Consider the following 13,753-nt stretch of genomic DNA (forward strand, 5'->3'; position numbering starts at 1 on the left):
CAGTTCCGACAGGAGGCGCGGTGTGAAGTGCAGGCCCGCCGTAGGCGCGGCCACGGAGGCGGCATCATCGCCCGCGAAACTCGTCTGGTAGGTATCCCGGTCGCGCGCGTCAGCGGGGCGGCGGCGGGCGATGTAAGGCGGCAGCGGCATGGCGCCGTGCGCGTCGAGCGCCTGTTCCAGTGCCGCGCCGGACCGGGAAAACGAAAGCTCGATCTCGCCGCCATCGATGCGCTGGGTCATCACGGCATGGAAGCCGTCAGCAAACCGGATCGTATCGCCGGGCTTCAGGCGCTTGCCGGGCCGGGCCAGCGCGCGCCACGTATTTTCATTGATGCGCTCGACCAGATTCACGTCACAGGCGACATCCGCGCCTGTCTCGCCCCGCGCGGGCCGGATGCCCTTGAGCGCGGCGGGCAGCACGCGCGTGTCATTGAACACGAGGACGTCGCCGGCGGAGAGATAGCGCGGCAGGTCGCGCACATTGGCGTCTTCCAGCCGTCCGTCGCCATGCACGACCAGCAGCCGGGCAGAATCCTGCGGGTCTGCCGGCCGCAGGGCGATCAGGTGTTCGGGCAGATCGAAATCGAATGCGGCAAGGTTCATGGGTCTTGAGGGATGTGTGCCCGGTTGAGGCGCCGGAGGTCTAGTTCTCGACGACTGATGGCACCGATGGCAGGTCGCAGACGCCGACGTCTTCGCCAGCCGCGGCAAGCCGCGCCGTGAAGACAGGCCCATCCGTCCGCTCGACCCAGACGTTCGGGCGCTCGGTCTCTGGCAGGTCAGCCGCGACCTTTGCCGACATCAGGATATCCGGCAACGCGACCTCGCCGTTCAGCGCATCCGATCCAGCCTTCAGTTTCAGGACCACGTCTTCGCCTTCGACCACGCGGCCCCAGGCGGTGTATTCCTTGTCGAGATGGGGTGACGTGTCGCGCATCAGGAAGAATTGCGAATTGGCCGAGTTCGGGTCGGCGGTGCGTGCGGTCGAAACGACGCCGCGGCAATGCAGGATCCAGCTCTCAACCAGTCCATCGACCGACATTTCGGCAAAGAACGAGGCCTGCGTGGCCATCGGGAAGCCGTTCACATAGCCGTTTTTCGCCGAATCCACAGGACCAATGGCGGCATCAAGCGGCATCTCTGCCGGATTTCGGCGGAACGTGAACTCGCCGGGAATATCCGGCAGCCCGGATTCGCGGCCCTTGAGCGCATAGATGTCGCCGCCCTGTGCCATGAACCCGTTGATGACACGGTGAAAACTGGTGCCGTCCATATCGCCGGACCGTATAAGCGCGGCAAATTGCGCATAATGCTTGGGGGCAACCTCGGGGAACGCTTCGATCAGGATGCGCCCCTTGTTGGTCTGGTAAATGAACAGGCGCTCTGCATCGACCGGCCGCCAGTTATCGGCATCTGCCTTGGCTTCTTCAACCGTTACAGTCGCGCTGGTTTCAACTGCAGCCGACGTATCCGCATGCGCCATCTGCCCGAAAGCCAGGGCCGAGGCGGCAAACACCAATGTTGCGAGCTTCATTTACCGTATTTCTCCATGAGGGCCCGTTTCACGTCAGGGCTTACAAAAGGCGCTATGTCGCCGCCGAGACTCGCAATTTCCTTTACGAGACGCGACGCGACCGCCTGGTGCCTAACATCGGCCATCAGGAACACAGTTTCAATGTCGGGATTCAGTTGCTCGTTCATCGCCGTCATCTGGAATTCGTATTCGAAGTCCTGAACGGCCCGCAGGCCGCGCAGGATCATCTGCGCGCCGCAGGCTTCGGCGAACTTCATCAGCAGGCCATGCATCGGCAGGACCTTGATCTCTGCCATGCCCGGCCCGTTGAAGCGGGCGCATTCAGCCTTCACCATGTTCACGCGTTCTTCCAGCGAAAACAATGGCTTCTTGGCCTCATTGACCGCCACGCCGATGACCAACGTATCGACGAGCTTCATCGCGCGACCAAAAATATCGATATGACCATTGGTCGGAGGATCAAATGTCCCCGGGTAAAGTCCGATACGATGCACTGGCGCCCCCTTTTACCTATTCCTGCGGATCAGGTGCTCCGGCTTCGCCCGGCGCCCCCTTGCTGGCCTCATCCATATCGGTTTCAGCGTCTTCCACAAGACGTGCAACAGAAACGACATGCTCGCCTTCGGCTGTCCGCAGCACCCAGACACCGCCTGTTGACCGTCCCGCAATGCGTATCTGGTCCACCGGCGTGCGGATCAGCTGGCCGCGATCGGTGACGAGCATGACCTGGTCGCCATCATCGACCGGGAAGGACTGGGACACTTTCTTGGTTGGTCCGTTCTTCTTGTCGCGCCCCCAGATATTCTGGGCCACGAGGCCTTTGCCGCCACGCCCGGTGATCCGGTAGTCATAGGCCGACGAGCGCTTGCCCATGCCGTCATTGGCGATGGTGAGGATGAATTCCTCTGCGGCGCCCAGTTCGGCGATGCGTTCGGCACTCAGCGCGGCCTCAGCAACGTTCTCCTCGCCATCGTCCTCGCTGATTTCCTCTTCTTCGCCTGTCGCAGCGCGGCGCATGGCGGCCGCATGCCTGAGATAGGCACGGGCCTCCTCCGACGTTGCTTCGACATGGCGCAGGATGCCCATTGAGATGACCTCGTCCTTCGATCCGAGACGGATGCCACGCACACCGGTCGAGTTGCGTCCGGCAAAGACGCGCACATCCGTGACCGGGAAGCGGATGCACTGGCCAAACGCCGTGGTCAGCAGGATGTCGTCATGCTCGGAACAAATCTTGACCGAAACGATGCCGTCGCCTTCGTCCAGCTTCATCGCAATCTTACCGTTGCGGTTGACGCGCGTGAAGTCTGCCAGCTTGTTGCGGCGGACCGTGCCGGAGCGGGTGGCGAACATCAGGTCGAGCACTTCGTGCGCCGTTTCGTCATCCGGCAGGGGCATGACGCTCTCGATGCGTTCATCCACGGCCAGCGGGAAGATATTGACCAGCGCCTTGCCGCGCGAGTTCGGCCCGCCGACGGGAAGCCGCCAGACCTTTTCCTTGTAGACCATGCCGGCCGACGAGAAGAACAGGATCTCGGTATGGGTCGTCGCCGAGAACAGCTTGACCACGAAATCCTCGTCTTTCATCGACATGCCGGAGCGGCCCTTGCCGCCGCGATGCTGGGTCCGGTAGGTCGAGAGCGGGGTGCGCTTGACGTAGCCGCCATGCGTGACTGTCACGACCATGTCCTCGACCTCGATGAGGTCTTCGTCTTCCATGTCGATTCCGCCCATGGCGAATTCGGACCGGCGCGGCACCGCGAACTTTTCCTTCACCTCGGCCAGCTCGGCCTTGATGATTTCCATGATCCGGGGCCGTGATCGCAGGATGTCGAGCAGGTCGGCGATCTTGTCGGACAGGCCCTTGGCCTCGCTGCCGATCTCGTCGCGGCCGAGGCCGGTAAGACGGTGAAGGCGCAGGTCGAGAATGGCGCGGGCCTGTTCATCTGACAGGTAGATCGTGTCGCCGCCGGACCAGCGCGTGCGCCGGTCTGCGATGAGTTCCAGAAGCGGGCCCATGTCCATGACGGGCCAGGCCTTGGCGAGCAGTTGCTCACGCGCGGTGGCCGGATCCGGCGCGTGGCGGATGATGCGGATGACTTCGTCAATATTGGCCACGGCGAGCGCGAGACCGACCAGGACATGCGCGCGATCGCGGGCCTTGTTGAGTTCGAACTTGGTACGCCGGACGATTACTTCCTGCCGGAACGTGACGAAGCAATCGAGCACCTTGCGCAGGTTCATCAGCTCGGGACGGCCGCCATTCAGGGCGAGCATGTTGACGCCGAAACTGGTCTGCAACTGGCTGAAGCGGAACAGCTGGTTCAGCACGACTTCCGCGCTGGCATCCTTTTTCAGCTCGATGACGACACGGATGCCGTTGCGGTCGGATTCGTCGCGCAGGTCCGAGATGCCCTCGACGCGCTTTTCGCGCACCAGTTCGGCGATCTTAGTGATCATTGCGGCCTTGTTCACCTGATACGGAATCTCGGTGATGATGATGGCCTGGCGGCCATTCTTGGCCTCTTCGATATCGGTCTTCGACCGCATGATGACCGAGCCGCGCCCGGTGGTCAGGCCCTTGCGGCTGCCGGCATGGCCCATGATGAGGCCGCCGGTGGGGAAATCGGGGCCGGGCACGATGTCGAGCAGCGCCTCGTCGTCGATCAGCGGGTTGTCGATGACGGCTAGGGTCGCGTCGACGATTTCGCCGAGATTGTGCGGCGGGATATTGGTCGCCATGCCGACGGCGATGCCGCCGCCGCCATTGACCAGGAGGTTCGGGAACTGGGCCGGCAGGACCATTGGCTCCTGCTGCGAACCGTCATAGGTGTCCTGGAAGTTGACCGTGTCCTTTTCGATGTCGGCGAGCAGGAAGGTCGCGGCCTTGGTCATGCGGCTTTCGGTGTAACGCATGGCAGCTGGCGGGTCATTGTCGATCGAGCCGAAATTGCCCTGGCCATCGACCATGGGCAGGCCCATCGAGAAGGGCTGGGCCATGCGCACGAGGGCGTCATAGATCGCGCTGTCACCATGCGGGTGGAAGTTACCCATCACGGCGCCGACAATGTTGGCGGATTTCTTGTAGGGCTTGTCAGGCGTGTTGCCGCCCACCTGCATGGCATACAGGATGCGGCGGTGGACCGGCTTCAGGCCGTCGCGCACGTCCGGCAGCGCCCGGCTGACGATCACGCTCATCGCATAGTCGAGATACGAGCTTTTCAGCTCCGATTCGATCGAGATCGGCTCGATTCCGGCAGGGAGGGCGTGGGGGCGGTCACCCGCATTTTCGGGGGTTTCCGGCTCGTCCGGCGGGGTCGTGTCGTCACTCATGGGGGGGCTTTCTGCGTGTCCGGTCTCAAATGGCGGGGAGCATGCCCGAATCGCCAATAATCATTGAGGAAAAGCTTAGCAGCCGGGGGCACGGAAAGCCAGCCTTTCGGGGGTGTTTTAACAGTTCGCCGACACCCCCGGAAAGGCACGAATAACAGCACGGAAAAAGCACCTAAAAAGCACGCAACCTGTACGGATACAGCTCCGGCAGGCGCGCATCGCCTCACGAGGCGGGCGGCGCCGCCCGGCGGCCTATTGGCCAGCGGGCAGCGCGCCGAGATCGGACAGCGCGCGCAGGACGGCAGCCTTGCGTTTCGGCACATCGGCCTGCGGGTCGGCCATGTCCATGTTGAAGGCGAAGGCATAGGTGCCGGGGGCGTCTCCCGTGGTCTGCTCCAGCCAGCCGACGAACCAGCCGATATCGGCCTCGCCCTCCAGGCTTTTCCAGCCGGTCTTGCCGTACAGCGTCCAGCCTGGACCGGAATCGGCCACCATCATGGGCACGGCGCGCTCATAGGTGTGCGCGGAGAGCGGCAGCATCCGGTGCGACAGCTGGGCCAGGAAGGCGGCCTGCTCCTCGGCAGAGACCGCCAGAGGGCCTTTCAGCCAATAGGACGACACGTCTTCGGGCGCGCCCGTGTCTGCGTTGCCATAGTCAAAGGCCGCGAGCCATTCCTGCAGCGCGGCCGAGCCGATCCGCGGTGTGACAGCCTGATAGATCCAGACGGTCGAGCGCGTGTAGGCCGAGGCGAAATCCTGGGTTTCGTTCCAGCTGTCGGCAAAGCGCTTGACGCCGTCCCACTCAAAGACCTCGTCCGGGCCGGACACGGCACCGGTTTCCAGCGCGATCAGGGTGTGGGGGATTTTCGAGGTCGAGGCGGGGGTGAACCGCGCCTTTGCCCGGTCAGGGTTGCTGATCCATGTGCGCTGATCCTCCAGCCGGTAGACGACCAGTGTCGAGGTTTCGGGATCAACACCGGCTGCCGCCACGCTGGCACTCAGGGGCGGCGGCCGGGTGAGTGTCATGCAGGCGGCCAGCAGGCACGCCGCCAGGGCCAGAACCAGGCCAGTGGCAAAGCGCGAAGAATGGGCCATCCTGCGTTGCACGTGTGCCTCCTAGAACGGGATCTCGTCGTCGAGATCCTGGCTGAAACTTTCGGCCGGGCCGCTCATCTTGCGGGCACTGCCTTGCTGGGAGCCGAAATCATTGCCGCCGGAGCGTGCGCCGCCCCCGCGATCACCCGCGCTGTCGAGCATGGTGAGCGTGCTGCCGAAGCCGCGCAGCACAACTTCGGTCGTGTACTTGTCCTGGCCGTCCTTGTCCTGCCACTTGCGGGTTTCCAGCTGGCCTTCGATATAGAGCTTGGAGCCCTTCTTAACATAATTCTGGACGACACGGACCAGACCTTCGCTCAGGATCGAAATCCGGTGCCACTCGGTCTTTTCCTTGCGCTCGCCCGTCGCCTTGTCTTTCCAGGTCTCCGACGTTGCGAGCGTGAAGCTGGCAACCTGTCCGCCATTCTGGAACTGGCGGATTTCCGGATCCTGCCCCACGTTCCCGATCAGGATGACCTTGTTTACTGATCCTGCCATATATCCATCTCCGCTCAGACTTGTTTCGTTATCGAATCTGTTCTCTTCTACCGCGACCGGGCCCGCCTGTCGCCTCCCCAGCCGTTTTTCCACAGGCCGGGATTAAAAAAGCAGCGAGTCGGAAATGTTCACATTTTGTTCTTGTGGTCAAGCTGGACTCAGGCCACACATAGAGCCTAGCAACACTCCCATACCTGTTTCGCCACCGTAACGAGCTTTCCGCATGGCCCGACTAGAATCGCCCTTTATCCGCGTGCGCGGAGCCAAGGAACACAACCTCAAGAATATCGACGTGGACATTCCGCGCGGTGAGCTTGTGGTGATGACCGGCCTGTCGGGCTCGGGCAAATCCTCGCTGGCATTCGACACGATCTATGCCGAGGGCCAGCGGCGCTATGTCGAGAGCCTGTCGGCCTATGCGCGCCAATTCCTGGAACTGATGCAGAAGCCGGACGTGGAAAGCATCGAGGGCCTGTCGCCCGCGATCTCGATCGAGCAGAAGACGACCAGCCGCAATCCGCGCTCGACCGTGGGCACCGTGACCGAGATATACGACTATATGCGCCTTCTCTGGGCCCGCGTCGGCATTCCCTATTCGCCCGCCACAGGCCTGCCCATCGAGAGCCAGACGATCAGCCAGATGGTCGACCGCACGATGGAATTGCCGGAAGGCACGCGGCTTTACCTGCTGGCGCCGATGATACGCGGCCGCAAGGGCGAGTATCGCAAGGAATTCGCCGAACTGCTGAAGAATGGCTACCAACGGGTGAAGGTGGATGGCGAGTTCTTCGAACTGGAAGACGCGCCGAAGCTGGACAAGAAATTCAAGCATGACATCGATGTCGTGGTCGACCGCGTGGTCGTGCGCGAGGGCATGGAGCAGCGCCTCGCCGAGAGTTTCGAGACGGCGCTCGGCCTGGCGCAGGGAATCGCGATTGCCGAATATGCCGACCTTGAAGAGGGCGAGAGCGATCCGAAACGGATCACTTACAGCGCCAATTTTGCCTGCCCGGTTTCCGGCTTCACGATTTCGGAAATCGAGCCGCGGCTGTTTTCGTTCAACAACCCGTTCGGCGCCTGCCCGACCTGTGACGGCCTTGGCAACCAGCTGAAGATCGACCCGGACCTGATCGTGCCGGACAAGGATCTCGACCTGCTGAACGGCGCGATTGCGCCTTGGGCGAAATCCACGTCGCCCTACCAGACGCAGACACTGCAGGCCCTGTCGACGCATTACCGGTTCGACCTGAAAAAGCCCTGGAACAAGCTGACCGAAGACATTCAGCAGATGATCCTTCACGGCACCGGCGAGGATGAGATCAAGTTCGTCTATGATGACGGCATGCGCCGGTACGAGGTGAAGAAGACGTTCGAGGGCGTGATCCCGAACCTCGAACGGCGCTATCGCGAGACGGACTCTGCCTGGGTGCGCGAGGAAGTTGCCAAGTTCCAGTCTGCCGCGCCCTGCCCAGCCTGTGGCGGCAAGCGCCTGAAGCCGCAGGCCCTGGCGGTGAAGATTGCCGGGCTCGACATTTCGGATTCCGGCGCGTTCTCGATCAAGGAAGCCGGCGACTGGTTCGGCAAGGTGTCGAAGACGCTGACGAAACAGCAGAACGAAATTGCGAGCCGCATCCTGAAGGAGATCAATGACCGGCTGAACTTCCTCAATGATGTCGGCCTTGAATACCTCACCCTCAATCGCGGATCGGGCACGCTCTCGGGCGGCGAGAGCCAGCGCATCCGCCTCGCCAGCCAGATCGGATCGGGCCTGACCGGCGTGCTCTATGTGCTGGACGAGCCAAGCATCGGCCTGCACCAGCGCGACAATGCGCGCCTGCTGGAAACGCTGAAACGGCTGCGCGACCTCGGCAATTCGGTGATTGTGGTGGAGCATGACGAGGATGCGATCCTGACGGCGGACCATGTCATCGACATGGGGCCGGCGGCCGGCATTCATGGCGGCGAGATCATTGCCGAGGGCACGCCGCAACAGGTGCTGGCAAATCCGAACAGCATGACGGCGGACTACCTGAACGGCACGCGCGAGATTCCGATTCCGAAGCGGCGCCCGGTGGAAAAGACCAGGCGCAAGATCACGCTGAAAGGCGCGACCGGCAACAATCTCAAGAACGTCACCGCGACGATCCCGCTCGGCAGTTTCACCTGCATCACGGGCGTCTCCGGGGGCGGCAAGTCGACCCTGATCATCGAGACGCTGTACAAGGCGCTGGCGCGCAAGCTGAATGGGGCTTCGAGCCCGCCGCAACCCTATGAAAGCCTTGAGGGCCTCGAATATCTCGACAAGGTAATCGACATTGACCAGAGCCCGATCGGGCGCACACCGCGCTCGAACCCGGCGACCTATACCGGCGCCTTCGGCCCGATCCGCGACTGGTTCACCGGCCTGCCAGAAGCCAAGGCGCGCGGCTACAAGGCCGGACGGTTCAGCTTCAACGTGAAGGGCGGGCGCTGCGAGGCCTGCCAGGGCGACGGCGTCATCAAGATCGAGATGCACTTCCTGCCGGACGTGTATGTCACCTGCGAGACGTGCAAGGGGAAACGCTACAACCGGGAAACGCTGGAAGTGCTGTTCAAGGGCAAGTCGATTGCCGACGTGCTGGACATGACTGTGGAAGAGGCATCGAACTTCTTCTCGGCCGTGCCGGCGATTTCGTCAAAGATGGACACGCTGGTGCAGGTGGGCCTTGGCTATGTGCAGGTTGGCCAACAGGCGACCACGCTGTCGGGTGGCGAGGCGCAGCGGGTGAAGCTGGCCAAGGAATTGTCCAAGCGTGCGACCGGACGGACGCTGTATATCCTCGACGAGCCGACGACGGGCCTGCACTTTGATGATGTGCGCAAGCTGCTGGAAGTGCTGCACGAGCTGGTCGATGCGGGCAATACGGTGGTGGTGATCGAGCACAACCTGGATGTGGTGAAGACGGCCGACTGGGTGCTGGACCTTGGCCCGGAAGGCGGCGATGGCGGCGGGCGGCTGGTGGCCGCGGGCACGCCGGAAGACATTGCGGCAAACGAGGAGAGCTGGACCGGCAAGTTCCTGGCCGAGACCTTCCGGCGCCACGATGCGCGCCGCGCCCAGCGCAACAAGCGCGAGCGGGCGAAGACGCCAGCTGCGGCGGCCAAGGCGGCGCCGGTGAAGAAGGCGGCAAAGGCCGCCAAGCCCAAAGCGGCAGCCAAGCGTAAGACGAAAACGACGAGCGCGGCGAAATAGGCCCTAGCTGAATGTGTCGGAAACGCCGGGCTGGCCGACCCAGTCAGGATCCGTTTTCGCGGCCAGCGCGGCCGGCCCGCCGAAAATGTGCTGGGCGACGGCCTGTACGCCGACGAGCAGGAGGAAGATCAGCGAGAGCGGCAGCCAGAAGCCGGGGGCCGTGACGATGGCGCGGATGTCTTCACCCGTGGCCGAGCCATCCTGCAGCGCCGGGAACAGCGGCGCGAGCTGCGCAAAGCCCAGAGCGGCCATGACGGCGTAGGCGACCAGTATGACCACCATCATCGCGAGGCCGATGACCAGCCAGGCGCCGAACAGGGCCCAGGCGCGCCCCCTGGTGACGCGCCACGCCTCGAAGAACCGGATCTGCCCGTCCCGCACGGTCATCGCGGAGGCGGGCGAGAGGCGGATGCCTGCCCAGAGACAGGCCAGCATGTAGACCAGCATCAGGACCAGGCCGATAACTGCGCCGATCGCGGCCGTATCCCCGCCGCCAATGGCACCAAGGCCGATGGGCACCAGCACGACGATGAACAGGCCGATATAGGCGGCGATAAGGAGGCCGAACCAGATCAGGCCAACGACCAGAACGCGCCACTCATCGGCTCCGATACGCAGGCAGAATCCGTCGCCGCGCATGTATCGCCGCAGGCTGGCGGTTTCGAACACCATCCAGACCAGGATGCCGAGCGGGAATATCAGGACGCTGGACATCATCGACTGCATCGAAGCCCGGTTTATGTCGGCGGTGTACTGAGTGATATCGCCATCGCCCTCGGTGAAGACGCGCAGGTAAATCTCGTAGATAGGCCAGCTCATCACGATATTGATGGCCTGGATGGCAAAGCCCGCGAGCGCGAAGGCCAGCGCGTATTTCCACAGGAAGCCCTTCGGGCCGCCGGTGCGGCGGAAGTGGAACAGGGCGTTGCCGAAACTGAAATCGGGATGCGTCATGGACGGGACTCCTTGCTCAATCGAAAACGGCCATGCGTGCCGCGTCATCGACACCCCCGCGCGGATCATGGCGGGCGGCAAAGGCCGCCGGCGCGCCGTTAAAGTGCTGCTGCAGGGCGGACATGAACATGCTGGCGAAAACATAGAGCCCGAACGGCACAAGGACTGAAGCCGAGAAGGCCATCTCCATGGCCTCTTCCCCGGATTGCACGTTCGCGAACCGGGACAGGGTGGAGAACAGCCCGAACTGAAAGATCTGGTCAACGACGGCCGCGACGATGCCGCTGGCAACCGCGATAATCATGTACGCGCCGAGTATGGGCCAGAAGTGTCCGCGCGAGACATTCCACGCGTCGAGGAAGACGATCTTGCGGTCCTTGATCGTCATGGCGAAACAGGGCGACAGGCGCGTGGCGAGGAAGACGTAAACGGGAAACAGCAGCAGCATGAGGCCGAGCGTACCAAAGACGGTGGCGATCGCTTCGCCTTCCATGCTGGCCGCCGACTGCCCGTCCAGCGCCTGATTGAACAGCGACAGGCCTGATCCGAACACAATGAACAGCACGGGCAGGAAGCAGGCAATCGCCAGCAGGCTCCACAGCAGGCCAACGACCATCATGCGCATTTCATCTGCGCCGAAACCGATGCTGAAGCGCGCATCACGCACATAGCGGCGCTGGGACGCGGCTTCGAACACGGCCCATCCGGCCCATGAGCCGATAGTGACATAGGCCGCAATGGGAAAGAGGGGCGTGAGGGCGCCAAACACGCGCATCATCACTTCGCGCGGGTCGGCGCTGTCGAGATCGGCGTTTTCAAGGGCCTCGACCGCCTGAACGAAATCCAGAATCGCCGTGCGGGACAGGAAAGCGACAATCCCGTAAAACAGGAGTCCGGCCAGCGCGTACACACTGGCGTAGATCCACGGAAAACTGCGAAAATGCGCGGCGCGGAATGCGTTGCTCAGCGCGCCTTCGAACGAAAATTGTGTCGGCAATGTCCCACTCCCACCCTGTATGCGGGAGAGACTAAGGCGATTTACGGAGCCGGGGCAATCGCTGGCGCTTCATTCGCGACCGGCGCCAGCCGGGGCAGCACTGTCACGGCCAGTCCATGTCCTGCGAGGATGAAAGGCGCCAGCAGCATTACGCCGAGCGCCCCGCCCGCAAACAGAGCGGCGGCGCTGGCACCGAGCACGGGATCAAGCGCGGCATTGGCCGCGACGGCCATGGCGAAGGGCGCAACATGCGTGACCATGGCGGCAAGGCCGAGGCGCAGGCCGTGTCCCCTGGTCCAGGGCCATGTGCGGAACACCATGGTTTCGCCCCGGCTGACGGTCGCAGCGCCGATCAGCAGCAATCGCAAGGCCATGAAACACAGCGCCCAGAGCCCGACTGCGCACGCGGCCAGGAACACGGCACCATAGGCGGTGGGCAACATGTCCATGAAGGCCGCCTGCACGACAGCAGGGTCTGTTTTCGCGCCCAGATCGGTCCGGCCGGAGGCTTCGAGCAGGATGCCGGGCAGGATGGCGAGGAAAAAGCCGATGAACACGCCAATGAAAATGAAGGCCATGTAGGTGGCGAGGTTGGCATGGGCGAGCTGGATGAACTGGCCGGCCGGCCGGCCCAGCATGGCCCGGTAGACCTGTAATGAATAGGCTACGCCGGCAAGGAAAACAGCCGCCAGAAGGGCGAAGGCAATCAGCGAGTTGCCACCCGTGGTCGAGCCGAGCGCCAGCCGGTAAAGTCCCGCCGCAACCATAAGGGCCGCCAGCCATGGCAGGCCGGGCACAAAGGCGCGCAGGGCGAGACGCCATGATTCAACCGCGATACCGACGACTGGAAGTCTGGCGTCCATTCTTGCGCTCCTCACTGCTCAGACACCTAAACTGCAAGGCCGCTTGCGGCAAACACCATCTTGACGCGCCGGACCGGGCTGCGCATGTCCCCTCTCATGAGCATCAAACCCATTCATATCATCGGCGGCGGCATGGCCGGCTCCGAAGCCGCATGGCAAGCTGCCAGTGCGGGCGTACCCGTCATCCTGCACGAAATGCGCGGCGTGAAGGGCACCGAGGCCCACCAGACGGACAAGCTGGCCGAACTGGTCTGCTCCAATTCTTTCCGGTCCGACGACCACACGACCAATGCGGTCGGCGTGCTGCACGAGGAAATGCGCCGTGCGGGCGGCATCATCATCACCACAGCGGCAGATCATCAGGTGCCCGCCGGCAGCGCTCTGGCGGTGGACCGCGAGGGCTTTGCCGAGGCGATCACGGCCAAGCTGGAGGCGCATCCTCTGGTGACCATTGTACGCGAGGAAATTACCGGTATTCCGCCGGAAGACTGGGATAGCGTGATTATCGCGACCGGGCCGCTGACATCGCTGGCGCTGGCAGAGGCGATCCATGCGCATACGGGCGAAGGCGACCTGGCCTTCTTTGACGCCATCGCGCCGATTGTCTATTTTGACTCCATCGACATGGATGTCGCCTGGCGCCAGAGCCGCTATGACAAGCCGGGCCCCGGCGGGGACACGGCGGCCTATATCAATTGCGGCATGAATGAAGCCCAGTACAATGCCTTCCTCGATGCGCTGATCGCCGCGCCGAAGACCGAGTTCAAGGACTGGGAAAAGGACACGCCCTATTTCGAGGGCTGCCTGCCCATCGAAGTGATGGCAGAGCGCGGCCGCGAGACGCTGCGCTTCGGACCGATGAAGCCAGTCGGCCTGACCAATCCGCATGACCCGGCCGTCAAGTCACACGCCGTGGTGCAGCTGCGCCAGGACAATGCGCTCGGCACGCTATGGAACATGGTGGGATTCCAGACCAAGCTGAAGCATGGCGCGCAGGCGGAAATCTTCCGCATGATACCCGGCCTCGAGAAGGCCGAGTTTGCGCGCCTCGGCGGCATCCACCGCAACACGTTCCTGAACTCGCCGAAGCTGCTGGACGAGCAGCTGCGCATGAAGTCCATGCCGCGCCTGCGCTTTGCGGGCCAGGTGACGGGCGTTGAAGGCTATGTCGAGAGTGCGGCGATGGGCCTGCTGGCCGGGCGGTTTGCCGCCGCCGAACGCCTCGGCCGCACCCTGGCCCCGCCGCC

General features: G+C 63.2%; 11 protein-coding genes. 2 read left to right on the forward strand and 9 right to left on the reverse strand.

What is annotated here, in order from left to right:
- The 6 genes from VR74_RS11720 to ssb all read right to left on the reverse strand — a co-directional run.
- Nucleotides 1–603: S-adenosylmethionine:tRNA ribosyltransferase-isomerase (locus tag VR74_RS11720; protein WP_045697014.1), on the reverse strand; the 603-nt coding region annotated here is incomplete at its 3' end.
- A 40-nt stretch (nucleotides 604–643) separates the two neighbouring features.
- Nucleotides 644–1,534 carry a peptidylprolyl isomerase gene (locus VR74_RS11725; RefSeq protein ID WP_299950312.1) on the reverse strand — a complete coding sequence of 297 codons (891 nt, stop codon included), beginning with the start codon at nucleotides 1,532–1,534 and terminating at the stop codon, nucleotides 644–646.
- Complete coding sequence (coaD, locus tag VR74_RS11730; RefSeq protein ID WP_045697016.1) at nucleotides 1,531–2,028, reverse strand: pantetheine-phosphate adenylyltransferase; 498 nt, start codon at nucleotides 2,026–2,028, stop codon at nucleotides 1,531–1,533. The genes VR74_RS11725 and coaD overlap by 4 nt, the downstream gene beginning before the upstream one ends.
- Nucleotides 2,029–2,044: 16 nt before the next feature.
- A complete protein-coding gene (gene gyrA / locus VR74_RS11735) occupies nucleotides 2,045–4,867 on the reverse strand; it encodes a DNA gyrase subunit A (protein ID WP_045697018.1) in 2,823 nt (940 codons plus the stop codon).
- A gap of 252 nt (nucleotides 4,868–5,119) precedes the next feature.
- On the reverse strand, nucleotides 5,120–5,962 hold the full coding sequence (gene blaOXA, locus VR74_RS11740; protein WP_299950314.1) for an OXA-1090 family carbapenem-hydrolyzing class D beta-lactamase: 843 nt from the start codon (nucleotides 5,960–5,962) through the stop codon (nucleotides 5,120–5,122).
- Nucleotides 5,963–5,983: 21 nt separating this feature from the next.
- Nucleotides 5,984–6,460, reverse strand: a complete 477-nt coding sequence (gene ssb, locus VR74_RS11745; RefSeq protein WP_045697020.1) for a single-stranded DNA-binding protein — start codon at nucleotides 6,458–6,460, stop codon at nucleotides 5,984–5,986.
- A gap of 223 nt (nucleotides 6,461–6,683) precedes the next feature.
- Here ssb and uvrA point away from each other — a divergent pair, with 223 nt between their 5' ends.
- Nucleotides 6,684–9,692 (forward strand): excinuclease ABC subunit UvrA, encoded by a 3,009-nt coding sequence (uvrA, locus tag VR74_RS11750; protein WP_045697022.1) that lies wholly within the window; start codon nucleotides 6,684–6,686, stop codon nucleotides 9,690–9,692.
- A 3-nt stretch (nucleotides 9,693–9,695) separates the two neighbouring features.
- Here uvrA and VR74_RS11755 read toward each other — a convergent pair whose 3' ends face one another.
- Genes VR74_RS11755 through VR74_RS11765 form a run of 3 tightly spaced genes read right to left on the reverse strand, consistent with a single transcriptional unit; the run spans nucleotide 9,696 to nucleotide 12,506 of the window.
- Nucleotides 9,696–10,646: a DUF4013 domain-containing protein gene (locus VR74_RS11755; RefSeq protein ID WP_045697024.1), complete on the reverse strand. Its 951-nt coding sequence runs from the start codon at nucleotides 10,644–10,646 to the stop codon at nucleotides 9,696–9,698.
- Between the two features lie 16 nt (nucleotides 10,647–10,662).
- A complete protein-coding gene (locus VR74_RS11760) occupies nucleotides 10,663–11,643 on the reverse strand; it encodes a hypothetical protein (protein ID WP_045697025.1) in 981 nt (326 codons plus the stop codon).
- A 41-nt stretch (nucleotides 11,644–11,684) separates the two neighbouring features.
- Nucleotides 11,685–12,506, reverse strand: a complete 822-nt coding sequence (locus VR74_RS11765; RefSeq protein ID WP_045697027.1) for a hypothetical protein — start codon at nucleotides 12,504–12,506, stop codon at nucleotides 11,685–11,687.
- Between the two features lie 96 nt (nucleotides 12,507–12,602).
- On the opposite strand from VR74_RS11765, the gene trmFO reads away from it, so the two are divergent.
- Nucleotides 12,603–13,753, forward strand: a 1,151-nt coding sequence (gene trmFO / locus VR74_RS11770) for a methylenetetrahydrofolate--tRNA-(uracil(54)-C(5))-methyltransferase (FADH(2)-oxidizing) TrmFO (RefSeq protein ID WP_045697029.1), incomplete at its 3' end; no start/stop codon positions are given.

The sequence above is a fragment of the Hyphomonas sp. BRH_c22 genome (assembly GCF_000961795.1).
In the GTDB taxonomy this organism is placed as follows: Bacteria; Pseudomonadota; Alphaproteobacteria; order Caulobacterales; family Hyphomonadaceae; genus Hyphomonas.